The organism is Lujinxingia litoralis (assembly GCF_003260125.1).
Classification (GTDB): domain Bacteria; phylum Myxococcota_A; class Bradymonadia; order Bradymonadales; family Bradymonadaceae; genus Lujinxingia; species Lujinxingia litoralis.
Map to the genome: position 1 here is coordinate 1 of NZ_QHKO01000005.1, position 15,597 is coordinate 15,597.

A 15,597-nucleotide genomic window follows, 5' to 3' on the forward strand; every position below is an offset into this window, starting at 1 on the left:
GGCCTGTGGTGTCGAGCTATGACGCCGTGATGGCGGTTCATGGAGTGGATGGTGCCGGGTATCACCCTCGCCACACCCTCGACCCCACGCCCTTCTGCCCGCGCCCGCGCTCCGCAGGGCGGGGGTGGGGTTATGCGGGGCGCGGGGGTTGCTTAGGTTTGGGAGCAGCGTCGACCACCTGGGTGGCGCTCAGGTTTTACGTCGAAGGAGCAGACCTATGGAGAACTTCAGACCCGAAACGATCAACGTGAACGACGCCCCGCGGGGCCAGGGCGATTATATGCGTGTGCTGGCGCGGGGAGAGCACCTGGCCATGCGCATCTGGATCGAGGAGACCCCGGCGGATAAAGAGAGCGTCATGCACAGCCACGGCTACGAGACGGTGGGGTATGTGATTGAAGGGCGCGCCCGGCTGCATTTTGAGGGGGATTCGGTGCTGCTTGAGCCGGGCGACTCGTGGCTGGTGCCCTCGAACACCAGCCATTGCTACGAGATTCTGGAGGCATTCACCGCCATCGAGGCGACCAGCCCGCCCTCGGAGGCCCATCTCTCCTGAAGGTAGGCGGGGGAATGGGCTGTCCGGCCCGGGGCGCGGCAGCCCCTTTCCAGGCCCTGAACGAAAAAACCGCACCCCGGCGAGGGGGGCGGTTTTTTTTGTGGAGCGCCGGGCTCAGCAGGGTGCGCTCAGCGCCGCGCGTTGACGCCGAGCATCAGGGGAGCATCACGTCCGCCCCCGGCGTTGTCGATGAAGGAGTTTAGGTCTTCGACGTCGCCGTTGATGGTGGCGCTGGCGCCCGCAGCGTCCCGCACCTCCCCCCTCGCCCCTTCACCCTCGAAGGCGCTGCCTTTTTGTGCCCCGAGGGTGTAGGAGACAAGTGCCGCGGCCAGGGGGTTGCGGCGAGTTTACGATGATGCGGGTAGGGAGGCTGAAATGAAGGATGAAGAGAGGGGCGACGCCCATAACGAGATGTCCCCCGGGGGCAGCGCGATCCTGCGGCACGACTCGCCGCAACCCTCCAGTGGGTATGACGTGGCCTATGCCGATGATGAGCGGATCTGCGCGCATATCGAGGAGCATCTGGGGGAGATCGGGGTCGTGTGGCACGAGCTCGTCTCGTTCGGGGTGCACATCGATATTCATGTGGTCGAGCCCACCGAGGAGCGTCCTTTCGTGACGCTGGTGACCTCGGGGATGAGCGCGCGGCCGATGACGCTGCCCCCGGGGCTGGAGTCGCCCGAGGAGTGGCGTCTGGCGGAGCTGATGATGGTGCTGCCGCCCGACTGGGATTTGAGCGAGGAGGGCTTTGAGGATGAGCGCCACTACTGGCCGGTTCGTCTGCTGAAGTCGCTGGCGCGCCTGCCCGGCGATATGGATACCTGGCTGGGCTGGGGGCACTCCGTTCCCAACGGTCATCCGGCGGAGCCCTACGCGCCGGAGCAGCCCTTTAGCGGGGCGCTGGTGATTCCGCCGATCCTCTTCCCCGAGGCGTTTCGGATGGCCGGGGAGCCGCCGATCCGTCTCTTTCAGGTCGTGCCGGTGACCGACGCCGAGATGGAGATGAAGCTGAAACTCGGGTTGGATGCGGTGCTGGAGCGCCTGGAAGAGGTGTATCCCGAGATTTACGGGCCGCTTAACATTCGTCGGCCGGTGTTGGGGTGAGCGTTGGGGCGCCCGGGGGGCGTTGGGGGGGCCTGTAAAGGGCGCGCGGGGTCGTATCCTTCGGTGGTACATGCTGCGAATTCTGTGAATTGTGGATTGAAACCCGCCGGGGGGACGCCACGTTTAAAGGGCCGTAGGCCGTGAGCTGCGGCGTTGCAATCCGTCCTGCCTTTGTGCGCTGTGTGCGATCGTGGCTGTCGGGTTTAGCTGGATCGAGCGCAGCGCGTGCCGCGTTGTCATGCCTCAACGTTGTCGCAAGCCTCGCCACGGTGGTGTGGCCTGGCTCGCGTCATGCTCGGGGTCCCATCCCTTAGCAGCTGCCTTGTGTTCGCGACGTCGTACGCCTCGCCATGCCGTGCGGGGTTGCCGGGCGGCGCTGCGTGTGGGGGCCCTGGGGGGGATGTGGGGGAGGTTGTGTGCGGCCGAATGCTCTTCGACGCTGTGAAGCTGTGAAGGTGTTTTGTGCGAGCGAGCCCGCGCCTGCGAGCTCGCCAATGGATTGTCAGACATCCGGGGGGGATGAACGATGGAGAGATTTGGCTACGCGGCCGCGTGCGTAGGGCGTTCTTTTACTCGTCAGACACCAGGCTCATGGGGGCTCTGCCTGCTGGCCGTGGCACTTGCCGGGCTGGTGGGAAGTGGGTGTGTGGACTGGAATGACGACGAGGACAACAACGCTGCGGGGATATCGGAGGAGGGGCCCCGGGTGATAGAGGGGCCGGGAGCCCGGCGCCCCGGGGGTGAGGGGCGCCCCGGGGGGCCGGCGTTGCCGGAGCCGGAGGAAGAGCCGGTAAGCTGTGAGCGGGTGATCAAGGCGGATGTGGTCGCCATCGATCAGATCTATGTCTACAACCGCTACGGCAGCTACAACCCCTTTGGGATGATGTACGCGCTGCGCCGCGATGTGGTGGCGCTGGAGGGGGATACGCCCGGGCCGGGCAACGCGCGCTTAAGGGATGGGAAGCGGCCGCGGCCGCTGGTGTTGCGGGCCAACGAGGGGGATTGCCTCGATATTCAGTTTGAGAACTGGCTCAACCCGGAGCAGTGCCGCGCGCCGATCGAGGGGAATCCGGCGTTTTTTCGCAGCGACCGGGGGCCCGGGGAGTGCGACCAGTCGGATACGCCGGCGACGCGCGCGGTGTCGGTGCAGGTCAACGGGATGCAGTACCTGGGGATTGAGGACAACGGGGCGCATGTGGGCTTTAACGCCACGCGTCTGGTGGCGCCGGGGGAGCAGGCGAACTACCGCCTCTATGCCGAGAAGGAGGGGACGTACCTGATGCGCAGCATGGGGGCGGTCACCGGCGGCCAGGGGCTGGGGGCGACCACTGCGCTGGGGCTCTTTGGGGCGGTGAACGTGCAGCCGCAGGGAGCGCGCTGGTTCCGCTCCCAGATCACCCATGAGGAGATGTTGCGGGCGGCGCGCATGGTCGATGACGCGATGCTCTTAAACCCCGATGACACCCCCCAGATCGACTACAACGCCGAGCATCAGGGGGTGCCGGTGCTCTCGATGCTCAACGCCAACCTGGAGATCGTGCATTCGGACCTGACGGCGATCATCGCCGGGTTTGAGCCCACGCGACACAGCCCGGTGTACCGCGGGGAGCGCGCGTATCGGGAGTTCACGATCATCTTTCATGATGAGGCCAAGGTGGTGCAGGCCTTTGAGGAGCTGGACCACAACCCCACGCTCAAGGGGCTGGCCGACCACGCGGCGATCAACTACGGGATCGCCGGGGCCGGCGCGATGGTGCTGGGGAATCGCAAGGGGATCGGGCCGAATACGGAGTGCATCAACTGCAAGTTTGAGGAGTTCTTCATGGCCTCCTGGCCCAACGGCGACCCGGCGATGAACGTGCGCCTCGATGAGGAGGGCACGGCGGTGGAGGCGCTCTGGCCCGACGATCCGTCGAACGTCTACCACAGCTACGTGCGCGACCCGGTGCGCATCCGCAACCTGCATGCCGGGCCCCGGGAGACCCATGTATTCCACCTCCACGGCAACCAGTGGCTGCGCTCACCGGATGACGATCAGTCGGCCTACACCGATTCCCAGACGCTCGGTCCCGGGGACGCCTTCACCTACGACATCGCCCACGGGGGCTCGGGGAACCGCAACCTCTCGCCGGGCGACAACATCTTCCACTGCCACCTCTACCCGCATTTTGCCGGGGGGATGTGGGGGCTATGGCGCAATCATGATGTGTTTGAGGACGGGAGCATCGATCGCTACCTGCCCGACGGGGAGATTCATTGCGGCACGCCGACCCCGGCGCTGGTGCCGCTGCCGACGCGGGCGATTCCGCCGCTGCCGACCTATGAGACGACCCAGGTGTATGTGGACGGCAAGCTGCAGGATCGCCCGGCGATGCCGGGCTACCCCTTCTACATCGCGGCGGTGGGCGGCAAGCGCGCGCCGCTCAACCCGCTGGTCCATGTGGAGGACGGGGGGCTGGGGCGCCATCTGGTGATGGGCGCGCCGGAGGGGGGCGTGGTGTACGGGGAGCGCGGCCCCTTTGACGTGAAGATTCAGGAGGCTCACGTCAAGCTCCTGCCCGATGAGGGGCTGCCCGGGGAGCAGGACGCGATGCTCTACCACGAGGGGGGCTTTCCGGGGGCGGTAAGTGCGACGACGCCTTACGGATTTGAGGCCAGGGCTTACCCGGCGTATCTGCCCGACGGTCAGCCAGGGCAGTGGTTTGTGAACGGCAAGCCGCGGCGAAAGGGGGCTCCCTTTGCCAACCCCTGTCCGGCGGATGCGCCGGTGCGGCGTTACCGGATGGCGGCGATCGAGACGGAGATCGTGACCAACAAGGCCGGCTGGCGCGACCCGCAGGGGCGGATCTACGTGCTGGAGGAGGACATTGAGGCCACGCTCTCGGGGGAGCGGCCGACCGAGCCGCTGGTGATTCGCGCGAACTCCGGGGATTGCCTGGAGGTCGAGCTTACCAACCTGATGCCGGCGCATCTGGAAGAGGATGATTTCCAGATGTTCACCTCGGCGGACATGGTGGGGCTGCACATGCACCAGGTGAAATTCGATATGGGATCGGACGGGGGCATGAACGGCTTTAACTACGAGAACGGCAGCCACTCCCCGGAAGAGGTGGCGATGATGGTGGCGGCGATCAACGCCGCCGGCGGCGCCTTTGTCGGGGGCGATGGCCTGGATGCGTCTGGCGATCGGGTGGAGCTGGAGCTGACGCCGCACCCGCGCCTGGGGGTGATGGGGGCGCAGACGGTGCAGCAGGTCTACTGGGTGGACCCGGTGCTCGACGATGAGGGCAACGACCGCACGGTGGGTGCGTCCTTCTTTCACGATCATATGTCGGCGGCGAGCTGGCAGCAGCATGGGATGTACGGGATGTTGGTGGCGGAGCCGGCCGGTTCGCGCTGGCGCGATCCGCAGACTGGCGAGCTGTACGGGACGCGGGTCGACGGGGGGCCGACGAGCTATCGGGCGGACATTCTGACGGCCAACGCCGAGGATAGCTTTCGGGAGTTTGCGCTGGCGCTGGCGGACTTTGCGCTCCTCTACGATGGGGATCGGCCGGTGAACCCGCCGATTCAAAAGGAAGAAGACCTGCCCTGGGCGATTGGCCATGAGGATGAGCCCCGGCCGGAGGCGATCTCGGCCAGCGATCCGGGCACGATGCTGATCAACTACCGTCAGGAGCCGCTGCCCCTGCGCGTGGGGGAGCAGGGGCCTGAGGGCTGGCAGCAGAAGGCCGGGGAAGAGGGGGATATGGCGCAGGCCTTCAGCTCGGTGATTCACGGGGATCCGGCCACGCCGCTTTTGCGGGCGTACAGCGGGGACCGGGTGAAGCTGCGTCTGGTGCAGGCCGCCCATGAGGAGCAGCACGTCTTCGGGGTGTTTGGCCAGAAGTGGTTGCGCGAGCCGGACCATCCGGACAGCGGGTATGTGGCCGCCCAGCAGATCGGGCTTTCGGAGAACTTCACCGCCGACCTGGGGCCGATGGCCGCCTCCTATGAGGAGGTGAGCGATTACCTCTACGGGAGCTTCCCGACCGATGACCTGTGGAGCGGGATGTGGGGGCTCTTAAGGGTGTTCCGCGACGCGCAGCCCGACCTTCTGCCTCTGCCGGAGACGAATGCGCGGAGCTGGCCCGGGCGTCGCCCGCGGGTCTGCCCGCCGGGAGCGCCGAAGCGGCGCTATACGGTGCACGCGATTCTGGCCCGGGGGAACCTGCCCGATGACCGGCTCACCTACAACGCGACCTACGATCTCTATGACCCCGACGCGATTCTCTTTGTGAAGGAGGAGCATCTGGAGGATCTGCGGGCGGGGCGTCGGGCGCCGGAGCCCCTGGTGCTGCGGGCGGCGGCGGGGGAGTGCATCAAGGTGCGGCTGGTCAACGAGCTTCCCGAGGAGATGCCGCCCTCGTCGCTGCACTTCAACTTCAACCCGCCCATTGTGGATAAGTTCAATACGAACCAGATTCGCACCTCCAACCACGTGTCCTTGCAGCCGCAGTTTGTGACCCATGACGTCCATCGCGGCGGCGGGGCCAACGTGGGCCTCAACCGCGAGCAGACGGTGCCGCCCGGGGAGGAGCGTCAGTTTGACTGGTACGCCGGGGTGTGGTCGCAGGGCCGCAAGGGGATTGTATCGACGCCGATTGAGTTCGGGGCGATCAATCTGCGCAGCATGGCCGACGTGGTGAACCACGGGGTGCACGGGGCGATGGGGGCGTTGATCGTGGAGCCGCTGGGCGCCAGCTGGGAGAGCGATGCGGACACCGACGCCCAGGCCACGGTGAGTTATGTGGATAGCCGGGGGCATCAGCGTACCTTCCGCGAGTTTGTGATGGTGCTCCAGGACGAGATCGCCCTGCATTCGGGGAACCCGGTCTTTCAGGGGGGCGATCCGCTGGAGCCGACGGTGCTGCGCAATAATGTGGGCGCCGATGACGCCGAGGAGTCCGGGCATAAGGGCTTTAACTACCGCACCGAGCCGCTGTGGGCGCGTCTGGGGGTGCCCCCGGATTACGGTGAGAACGCGCTCAATGATCTGCAGCAGTACGACCTCTTGAGCTCGGCGGTGCACGGCGATCCGGCCACGCCGGTCTTCCGGGCCGAGCCCGGCGACAACCTGCGGGTGCGGGTGCTGCTGCCCTCGGGGCATCCGCGTCAGCACGCGATCGGGTTACTGGGAGCCACCTGGCCGGTGGCCACCGCCCAGACCGGCTCGTTCTCGCAGGTGCTCGGCGCCAATGAGTCGACCTTCTACACCGGGAGCGACGGGGGGCTGGCGGCCGGTAAGGCCTCCAACCTGATACCGCTGCACGGAGCCGGGGGCCCCTTTAAGGTACGTGGGGACTTTTTGCTCTTTGATCAGGCGAGCATCCATTTTTATGGCGGCACCTGGGGGCTGATGCGGGTGGGGAGTGGGCCGGGGCTGGATGTGGCCTCGGAGGATGCGCCGGCGGAGTCTGCGTCGGCGGACGATACCCCGGAGGAGCGCTGATGGGGGCATGGCATCGATGGGCGGCGACGGCAGTCGCCGCCGGCGCACTGGCCACCGCCCTGGGGGTGGCCGCCGGAGGCGCGCTGCTGGCGAGTCAGGCAGGCATGGAGGTGGCGGCCGCCGGCTCTTCCGGGGAGGCGCCGCCTTCCCGGGAGGCCCCTTCCCGGGAGGCCCCCACCAGGTTCTCGGCGTTGGTGGCCGGGGTGATGACGCCGGCGTTGGAACTGGAGCGCGGCCATGCTCCCGAGGTCTGGGAGCATGAGGGGATGCATATCTCCTTGACGCTTGATGCCGCCGAGCGCGGGCCGATCGCTCGCCTGGTCATCACCGACGCTGAGGGCGGGGAGCCGGTGCGGGGGTTAACGCCCCGGGCCTGGCTGGATGGGCCGGGGGAGGATGGCCCGCTGAAGGGGGCAGCCTGTGGCGCCCGGGTGCAGGAGCTGAAGGGCGGGGGGCTTGCGGATCGCGCGGAGGTCGATCTCAACGGGTTGCGCGTGATGCTGCTCAACGACGACCACACGTTGAGCGTGGTCAACCCGCAGATCGCGCTCAAACAGACCCGGCTGGAGGCGCTGCTGAGGCTTCCGGGGGAGGTGGCCGACTGGGCGTTGCATCCCGACGGGCGCTCGCTCTACCTGTCGATTCCCGAGTTAAAGCAGGTGCTGGTGGTGGAGACACAGGGTTTTGGGGTGGCGTCGACCCTGGCGCTCGATCAGGCGCCGGGGGCGTTGGCGGTGTCACCCGATGGCCGGCATCTGTGGGTGGGGGGCGCCGGGGCCGAGGCGTCGGCGCTGCGTGTGATCGACACCTACGATGACCGGGTGGTGGAGGAGGTGGAGGTGGGGCCGGGGCCGCATCAGGTGGTGTTTTCGCATGGCGGCCACCGGGTGTGGGTGGCCGGGGAGTCTCTGGATGAGCTGGTGGCGATCGACGGCGTGTCGCGCCGGCGAGTGGGGGCGGTGGCCGTGGGCAAAGGGGTTGTGTCGTTGGTGCGCGGCGGCGACTACCTGGTGGTGGCGCGGCGCGATGGGGAGGTGCGTCTTTTTGATGTGCAGCGAGGCGCCGAGGCGCGGGTGCCGCTGGCGGCCGGCGTCGCGAGGCTGGATGTGGCGCCCGGGGGGCGTTGGGCCTTTGCGATGCAGCCGGGCCTCAAGCAGGTGAGCGTGATCGACCTTGCGCGGGCCACCTCGCCAGGGGCGTTTCGGGGAATCGAGGCGCCGGAGAAGGTCGTGTTTACCAAAAACTTTGCCTACATCGAGAGCGCGGCTGGCGCGCAGCTGGGGATGGTTGCGCTGGACGCTCTGGCAGTTGGCGAGCCGAGCCTGCAGTGGGTGTCGCTGGCGGGTTTGCCGGGGGCTCGGCGCGGTGGTCGCGGGGAGCGTGCGGCCGGTCTGAGCGGCGTTAGGGGCCCGGCGGGGAGGTCGCTCTTTGTGGCCTCCCCCGCGCAGCGGGCGATTGTGGTGCTGGGGGAGGGGCAACGCGGGCTGCTGGGGCGGATCGACAACCGTGTGGGAACGCCGCGGGCGCTGATGCTCCTGGATCGTTCGCTCAAGGAGGAGGCCCCGGGGGTGTACAGCACTGCCGCGGCGCTGGATCTGGCCAGCCCCCGGGCGCTCCGACTGGACCTGGGCGGCGGAATCGGGGCGTTTTGCTTCTGAGGCCTCGGGAGCATGCAGGGCAGCTGTGCGTCCATCTCGCGCCAACCCCGTGGCTAAGGCTCGGCGATGTCTGGCGCGGAGTCGGTGTCGCTGTGGTCGAGAGAGGTGTCAGCGTTTCCGGCATCGGTGCTGGTCTGGGCCGGGGGAAGGTCGTCGGAGCAGGCCAGCGACGCGCCCAGGGCAACCATGGCGATGAGCTTCGTGGGGAAGCGCGTGTTGAACATGATGCTCTCCGAAGGTTGGGGCAGCGGTGATGCCGAACCCGTTGACCGATTTGACCGATTTGACCGATGCCCGGAGGGCGCCCGTGTTCAGCGATGGGGCTCAAGACCTTTTTCGAGCGCCTCGCCGATGGCGGTGTTACGCTGCCGGCCCCTGTGTCTACGAAACCCGTAAAGTAGGTATGTTATGACGAGCAATGTGTCCTTTGAATGGTTCGATATCCTGAAACGACGTTTGCAGAATTATGCCAACGTGAACGCCTTTGACCTCGCTGCCCTGAAGGCCAACCTCATACAGCCGGGTATTACGCCGTGAGCTATCATTGATGTCGCGTCTGCTGCGCCGAGAGCACCTCGGGCTGTGTCGCAAAGCCTCGACGATGCTAAGGCATCGCCTACGTTTTGCGCCTTTGCCCGTGTCGCGCTCGGCTTCGCAGCCATCGACATCAACATCTGCTCAGGGCGTAGTAATGACGTGTTTCTGGATACCTTTCGGCGGGAGTTGGATGAAACCATCGCCGGAAAGGGGGTGTCTCGAAGTGTGTATGAGGCCCTGACCGACGATGAATTCGAGGATGACCAGGCCTATGTGGACTTCTTAAAAGGGCTTCGCGCCTATCTCTTTGAGGATGGCCCGCTTCCCTGATGTGCGGCCCCTCGGTGCTAGTCGGCCGGGATGCAGGCGCTTTTGCAGGCCTCCGCGGTCTCGAAGGCCGGGCAATCGTCTGTCATGCAGCAGGTAGCGCTTAGTCGTTGGTCAATGCCTTGCGACGCTCTTTGACGGCGTAGGTCTCGACCACGACCTTCCCTTCGCGCATGAAGGCGAGCTCGACCAGGGTCTCGTCGACGATGCGCAGGTGCAGGGGGTGGTCTTCGTCGGCGTTGAGAAAGGTTTTTAGCGGTACGCCGGCGGCCTGATAGTCGGCCTGGAGGGCGTAGTCGCCGAGAATCATTTCTATGAGATGCAGCTCTTCCGGATCTGCCTCGGCGCAGCTGGGCGCCTTTGGGATGCAGGCCGCCTGGCAGATGGCCAGGGCGCAGAAGGCGATGAGGAGTCTCCCTTGAATGTGTGCTCTCATCATCGTTCTCCCTGGTCGGCCACAAAGGGCAGGTAGGCTTCGGGCATGGGCTCCGAGCGGTAGAGCGCCTGCCGGTCGATGTCGGGGTTGCCGGAGACGTAATTGAAGGTGACGCCCTCGTATTCGCTGTTCAGGGTGAGGGTAATGTCATCGTAGCGAGCGGGCAGGGGGGCGCTTTCTCCGTCGACGCTCACGCTGACCAGCTCCAGCTCCCAGGCCTCATAGGCGTCGGGCCAGTAGCATGAGAGGGCGGCCAGGGGCAGCGCGAGGCTTAAGAGGGCGGCCAGGGTGAGCAGGGCCAGGGCGACTTTTATGCGCAGCATGAATGAGCTCCTGAAAGGCATCGTTGATGGGGATGTTATGACGGCAAGAAGGCAGAACTCGGGTGTGTTGAGACTGTAGGTAAAGCATATTTGTGTGTCGCCTTTCTGTGGCAATTCCTTTGGTTCTGGCGAGTTGCGGCGTTGGGGGCTGCGAGATGTCGGGATGGGCGAGGCTTAAGAGTGCGGCGAGCGGTCGGCGTGGGCGGATAGAGGAGAGGCAAAAAAGCCCCCGCTGCCGGGGGCAGCGGGGGCTTTTGGGGGGCTGGCCCTTTAGTAGGTGTCGGCGGGGGCCTCTTGAGCGGGGGTGACGCCCTGAATCGGGGCGAGGGGAGGGGCGTCGGGAGAGGTCGCGTCGTCGGGGGCGCGGGCGCGCAGCGCTTGAAGTTGGGTGCGGGCCTCCAGCTGGCCCTGACGTGCGTAGTCGATGGCGTCGGCCAGCACGCGGGCGGCCTCCTGGGGGGCGTGAAAGCCGCGGGAGTTTTCGGAGTAGATCCAGTCCAGGCGGAACTGGGCGCGGCGGTGCAGGGCGTAGGCGCGCTCCAGGTCGGTGGCCGAGGCGCCCAGGGCGCGGGCCAGGGCGATGTCGTCCATCATGGCGACGAGCGCCACGGCGGTGCGATCGATGAGGGCCTGGGTGGTGTCTTGGATGGTGTGCACGCGGGCGCGTAAATCGGCTTCGGAGCCGCCGTGGCAGGTCATGCAGCTCGCCGCCATGTTGAGCAGGGGGCTTTGCACGTGGTGGTTGCTGACCTTCATGGCGCCGGTGCGTTCGTAGGGCATGTGGCAGTCGGCGCAGGCCACGTTGGCGGCGGCGTGGGGGCCGGCGTTGTAGAGCTCAAACTCGGGGTGCTGGGCTTTGAGCATCGGGGCGCCGGTGTAGCCGTGGGTCCAGTCTTTGAAGGCGATGGCGTCGTAGTGGGCTTCTTCCTGGTCGACGCTTAAGCCCCGGGTCCAGGGGTAGATTACGTGCTTGTCGTCGGGGTCGAAGTAGTACTCCACGTGGCATTGTCCGCAGACAAATGAGCGCATCTCCTGGCGGGATGCGTCGCGGTTGACGTCGTAGTTTTCGATGCCGCGCTCGTGCTTCATCAGGGCGGCGATGCCGGCTTCAAAGGCCGGGCGGCTCACGCGCAGGCTCATGGTGTCGGGGTCGTGGCAGTCCAGGCAGGCCACCGGGTGTTCGATGAGCTTTTGGCCGGTGTCATCGGTGAGGTCGCGGGCCTGCTCGTAGGGCATCGCGCTCACCTTCAGAAACCCCGCCCACACGTCGCCCTGGCCGGCGAAGCGGTAGGCCGGGATCACCGAGGCGTGGCAGTGCAGGCAGGCCCCGGGCTGGGGCACGTCGGTGACGCGGCGAGTGGTCTGCTGATCGAGGAGCATGTAGGCGTGGCCGCGGGCCTCGCGGTAGTCGATGGCGAAGGCGTAGCCGGACCACATTTTTTTGAGCCAGGGGTTTTTGTCGAGCTTCTGGATGGGGATGGCGTCGGAGCCGCCGTAGCGGGTGCGGCCGTGGTCAACGGTGCGGCGGTAGGAGTCGTACTGGTGGGGCCAGTTCTGCGCCCAGATTTTGGGGTCGACGGTGGTTTCATCGACCTTCACGACGCGCAGGACCGGGGTTTGGCTCTCGGCGCGGCGCTCAAAGATGCTGATCAGGAGCGCGACGATCAGGACGGTGACCCCGGCGGTCAGGATCACGGCCAGGATGTAGCCGCGCAGGTGTGGGGTTTGGCGTGGCGGGGGTTGGGGCGCGTCCGGGCTCATCGGCTACTCCAGCAGGTCAGACGTGGGGAGGCGGGGGAAAGAGGGGCGGTCAGGGGGTTAGAAGCGTTGGGGGCGCGGGTGGTCGGCGTGGCCGACGCTGAAGTGGCAGTTTACGCACCGGGGGCCCGAGTCCTCGTCGAGGATCGGGTGGACGAGGTCGCCGTGGCAGCGCAGGCACTGGTCCTGAAGCACGCGCTGGTTGCGGGGGATGATCGCGATGGGTTCGGCGACGTTGTTCAGGGTAAAGGCCCAGGCGTGGCGAAAGCCGTTGTCGGCCTTGGAGACGTATTTCGGGATCAGCGCCTCGGGGGTGTGGCAGTCATTGCAGGTGGCGACCTGGTGGTGGCTGGATGCGACCCAGGCGTCGTAGTGCGGCTGCATGATGTGGCAGTTGGCGCAGACCTGCGGGTCGTCCTGGAGGTAGGCGTGGCCGTCGGCGTAGAGGAAGGTGAAGAGGCCGACGCCCACCAGCACGCCCACGCCGATGGCCAGAGCGATGCCGAAGGCACGGGTGGGGATGGCGTTCATAGGGGCCACGGTGAAAGAAGGCGGCGGGGACGGCGATGTGACGAAGTGCCCCGATGGTGGGTGATGGTTGGCAGGGCGTCAAGACGCTCACTGGGGGGAGCAGAAGTTGACCCGAAGGGGAGCGTCGGGCATGGAAACGTTATCGTGTGTGTGTGTGCAAGGCGTGGGTGGTGCGGAGTCCCGGGAGAGGGGCCGAGATGTAAGGAGAGTTATGAAGGCGGCGGTGTGGAGTGCGATGGTGATGGCGGCGTTCGGGGCGTCACTGGGGTGCGGGCAGGTGGTCGAGACGCTGGAGAGGGTGGACGCGGAGCATAGCGGGGTGGATCGGGGCTATGAGGCGGGCAGCCAGTGCGGGGCGCTTCAGGAGAAGCTCAACAGCTGCCGGCTCGGGCGTTTCTGGCAGAGCGTGGACGAGGCTCCCGACTGCAGCGAGGAGGGGTTTGAGGCGTCGTCGCAACGCTGCCAGCTCGATTGTGTGCTGGAGGCGGCGTGTGAGGAGGTAGGGCGCTCCTTTTGTGAGATTGGCGGCGCGGTGCTCAACGCCTGCCTCGACGCCTGTCTGGAGGTGCGCAGCTGTGACGAGGGCCGCCAGCTGAGCCATCGGCAGCTCTGTGACGGGGTGGAGGATTGTGCTGATGGCAGCGATGAGGGGCTGAGCTGCGTGCCATTTATGGCCTATCTGGCGTGCGACGATCCGGACTTTTACGAGCGACGCTACACGTCGTCGGATGACGATGATGACGATTGAGCGCGCGCCTTTTGGTGGGGAGTCGGTGTAAAAGAAGCCTCCCTTCGGGGAGGCTTTTTGGGCTCTGGCGAGGTCGTGGGCGCGCACGTGACGTGCGCATGGAGGGCAGGCGCGTGGGGGCTGTGCAGTCGTGGCGTCCCGGGGTATAAAGTCGGCGTAGGTCAACCTGTTCGCCTGTGGAGAGCGGCGATGAATCCGAACGATGTCGTGGACAGTCTTCAGCGTCAGCTCAAGGGGCTCTTTGAGTCGGGGACGCGCTACCAGGTCGAGAAGATCGGGGTGGTGGTGGGCTTTTTGGTCCTGGTGATCGCCAGCGTGGGCTGGGCGATGAGCGGGCCGGACGACTCCAATGAACTCGGGGCGAGTTTTGGGGATGAAGTGCTGACCAGCCAGCTGGATCGTCGGCAGTACTACATTGAGAATGAGGGGAGCAAAGACTGGACCCGGGTGCGGGTGGTCTTTGATCGCAAGTACCTCTACACGGCCGATAAGGTGGAGGGTGGCGAGCGTCTGACGCTGGGGGCGGCCGACCTGCGCTACTTTTATCGGATGCCGCGGCCCTGGGGACGTCAGGACTGGGAGCAGCTGGCTGAGGGAGAGCCGCCGGCGGTGTCGCCGCCGGAGTCGTACAGCCCGAAGCTCGTGCAGATCCGTACGGAGCAGGGGCGCATCGATCTGGACTTAACCCAGAAGCCCGCGTCGTGAGGGCCGGGGAGTCGACCCGGGAGCTGGGGGTGTATGTGCACATCCCCTTCTGCGAGACGCTCTGCCCCTACTGCGATTTTGCGGTGTCGGTGCAGCGCGAGATCCCGCATCAGGCCTATGTGGATCGGGTCAAGGCCGAGATCGCCGCCCGGGCCCGGGAGTTTGAGGGGCATCGGGCGGTCACGATTTACTTTGGCGGGGGGACGCCCTCGCTCTTGCATGTCGAGGCGTTGGCCGAGTTGCTGGCGGCGGTGCGGGAGGCGGTGGTGGTGGATCCCGGGGTGGAGATCACGCTGGAGGCCAACCCCAACCAGCTGAGTGCGCCAAATCTGGAGGCCTGGCGCGCGCTGGGGATCGAGCGGCTGAGCGTGGGGTGCCAGAGTTTTAATGACCGTCACTTAAAGGCGCTGCGTCGCAATCACGACCGCGCCCGGGCGCTGGCCGGGGTGGAGCGGGCGCTGGCGGTGATGGAGCGCGTCTCGATCGACCTGATGTTTGGCGGTCCCGGGCAGACGCTGTCGGAGTGGGAGGAGGACCTTGGGGAGATGCAGCGCCTGGTGGAGGAGCGGGGGTTAAGCCATGTGAGCGCCTACAACCTGACGGTGGAGCCGGGCACGGCGTTCTGGATCCGCCAAAAGCGCGGTCGCCTAAAGCTTCCCGAGGAGGATCTGAGCGCGACGATGCTGGAGCGTCTGGGGGAGCGGGCCCGGGAGGTGGGGCTGTGGCGCTACGAGGTGTCCAACTACGCGCGTGCCGGGGCGGAGAGTCGCCATAACAGCGGTTACTGGTTGCGCCGCCCCTACGTGGGGCTGGGCGTGGGAGCGCACGGGCTGGCGGTGGCGGCGGATGGGCGCTCGCGGCGGCGCTCCAATACGCGGCGGTACCGGGCGTACATGGAGCAGGGCGACCCGGGGGCGCCACAGAGTGAGGAGCGCTTAAGCCCGCGCGAGTCGTTTGTGGAGCATCTTTTTTTAGGGGCGCGCAGCCGCCTGGGGCTGGATGTGGGGGCGCTTCTGGAGAGCTACGCCGCGGTGCTCTCTCCCCGGGATGAGGTTCGGGTGTGGGAGACGCTCCGGGAGCTGGCCGGGCTGGGGTTGATGGAAGAGGTGCAGGGGCTGTGGCGCCCCACGCTGCGGGGGCTGGACCTGGGGGATACGGTGGCCGAACGCCTTTTTGAGGCCGGGAGCCCCGAGCCTTCTGAGGGCCTCTCGGAGTAGGACACTTTGAGTCAACGCGGATGCGCGCCTTCTTGCCTGAGTACGCGCGTGACCGAGGGGGGGCGATGGAGCGAGCCGGGGGGCTTTCGCTTCTGCTCAGGGCGTGGTGAGCGCGCAGGGGGCGGCGGGCGGGCCTGTGCGCGGTGCGCTTTAAAAAAGATTTAGAAAAATAGATCGAAACGCGTGGCCCCTGCGTACTACACAGG

The 15,597-nt window shown here is 66.5% G+C and carries 14 protein-coding genes; 8 read left to right on the plus strand and 6 right to left on the minus strand.

The genetic code is table 11. From position 1 onward, the window contains the following. The first annotated feature begins 217 nt into the window (after positions 1-217). Positions 218-556 carry a cupin domain-containing protein gene (locus DL240_RS11595; RefSeq protein WP_111730067.1) on the plus strand — a complete coding sequence of 113 codons (339 nt, stop codon included), beginning with the start codon at positions 218-220 and terminating at the stop codon, positions 554-556. 128 nt (positions 557-684) lie between these two features. On the opposite strand, the gene DL240_RS20735 is transcribed toward DL240_RS11595, so the two are convergent. After that, a complete protein-coding gene (locus DL240_RS20735; RefSeq protein ID WP_283808357.1) occupies positions 685-810 on the minus strand; it encodes a hypothetical protein in 126 nt (41 codons plus the stop codon). A gap of 121 nt (positions 811-931) precedes the next feature. On the opposite strand from DL240_RS20735, the gene DL240_RS11600 reads away from it, so the two are divergent. The 3 genes from DL240_RS11600 (at position 932) to DL240_RS11610 (ending at position 8,809) form a co-directional block, all read left to right on the plus strand. After that, the gene (locus DL240_RS11600; protein ID WP_111730068.1) at positions 932-1,660 is read left to right on the plus strand and encodes a suppressor of fused domain protein; all 729 of its coding nucleotides are present in this window, start codon (positions 932-934) and stop codon (positions 1,658-1,660) included. A gap of 526 nt (positions 1,661-2,186) precedes the next feature. Continuing rightward, positions 2,187-7,151: a cupredoxin domain-containing protein gene (locus DL240_RS19985; protein ID WP_158542506.1), complete on the plus strand. Its 4,965-nt coding sequence runs from the start codon at positions 2,187-2,189 to the stop codon at positions 7,149-7,151. Next, entirely contained in the window at positions 7,151-8,809 is a 1,659-nt protein-coding gene (locus DL240_RS11610) for a YncE family protein (RefSeq protein ID WP_111730069.1), read from the plus strand. Before DL240_RS19985 ends, DL240_RS11610 begins: the two co-directional genes overlap by 1 nt. A 53-nt stretch (positions 8,810-8,862) precedes the next feature. Here the strand turns inward: DL240_RS11610 and DL240_RS19990 are convergent, their stop codons facing one another. Then, positions 8,863-9,033 (minus strand): hypothetical protein, encoded by a 171-nt coding sequence (locus DL240_RS19990; protein WP_158542507.1) that lies wholly within the window; start codon positions 9,031-9,033, stop codon positions 8,863-8,865. A gap of 358 nt (positions 9,034-9,391) precedes the next feature. Here DL240_RS19990 and DL240_RS11615 point away from each other — a divergent pair, with 358 nt between their 5' ends. Then, positions 9,392-9,676: a hypothetical protein gene (locus DL240_RS11615; protein WP_111730070.1), complete on the plus strand. Its 285-nt coding sequence runs from the start codon at positions 9,392-9,394 to the stop codon at positions 9,674-9,676. Between the two features lie 100 nt (positions 9,677-9,776). On the opposite strand, the gene DL240_RS11620 is transcribed toward DL240_RS11615, so the two are convergent. The 4 genes from DL240_RS11620 to nrfH all read right to left on the minus strand — a co-directional run bounded on the left by DL240_RS11620 (position 9,777) and on the right by nrfH (position 12,721). Further along, complete coding sequence (locus tag DL240_RS11620) at positions 9,777-10,109, minus strand: hypothetical protein (protein WP_111730071.1); 333 nt, start codon at positions 10,107-10,109, stop codon at positions 9,777-9,779. Next, positions 10,109-10,432 carry a hypothetical protein gene (locus DL240_RS11625; protein WP_111730072.1) on the minus strand — a complete coding sequence of 108 codons (324 nt, stop codon included), beginning with the start codon at positions 10,430-10,432 and terminating at the stop codon, positions 10,109-10,111. Before DL240_RS11625 ends, DL240_RS11620 begins: the two co-directional genes overlap by 1 nt. A gap of 270 nt (positions 10,433-10,702) precedes the next feature. Next, positions 10,703-12,193, minus strand: coding sequence for an ammonia-forming cytochrome c nitrite reductase subunit c552 (locus DL240_RS11630; RefSeq protein ID WP_111730073.1), 1,491 nt, complete (start codon positions 12,191-12,193; stop codon positions 10,703-10,705). A gap of 57 nt (positions 12,194-12,250) precedes the next feature. Beyond that, entirely contained in the window at positions 12,251-12,721 is a 471-nt protein-coding gene (gene nrfH, locus DL240_RS11635) for a cytochrome c nitrite reductase small subunit (RefSeq protein ID WP_111730074.1), read from the minus strand. Between the two features lie 211 nt (positions 12,722-12,932). Between nrfH and DL240_RS11640 the strand changes: the two genes are divergently transcribed. The 3 genes from DL240_RS11640 (at position 12,933) to hemW (ending at position 15,391) form a co-directional block, all read left to right on the plus strand. Next, positions 12,933-13,469, plus strand: coding sequence for a low-density lipoprotein receptor class A repeat-containing protein (locus DL240_RS11640; RefSeq protein WP_111730075.1), 537 nt, complete (start codon positions 12,933-12,935; stop codon positions 13,467-13,469). 189 nt (positions 13,470-13,658) lie between these two features. Then, positions 13,659-14,174 carry a hypothetical protein gene (locus DL240_RS11645; protein WP_111730076.1) on the plus strand — a complete coding sequence of 172 codons (516 nt, stop codon included), beginning with the start codon at positions 13,659-13,661 and terminating at the stop codon, positions 14,172-14,174. Beyond that, complete coding sequence (gene hemW, locus DL240_RS11650; protein ID WP_111730077.1) at positions 14,171-15,391, plus strand: radical SAM family heme chaperone HemW; 1,221 nt, start codon at positions 14,171-14,173, stop codon at positions 15,389-15,391. The genes DL240_RS11645 and hemW overlap by 4 nt, the downstream gene beginning before the upstream one ends. The last annotated feature ends 206 nt before the right edge of the window (positions 15,392-15,597 follow it).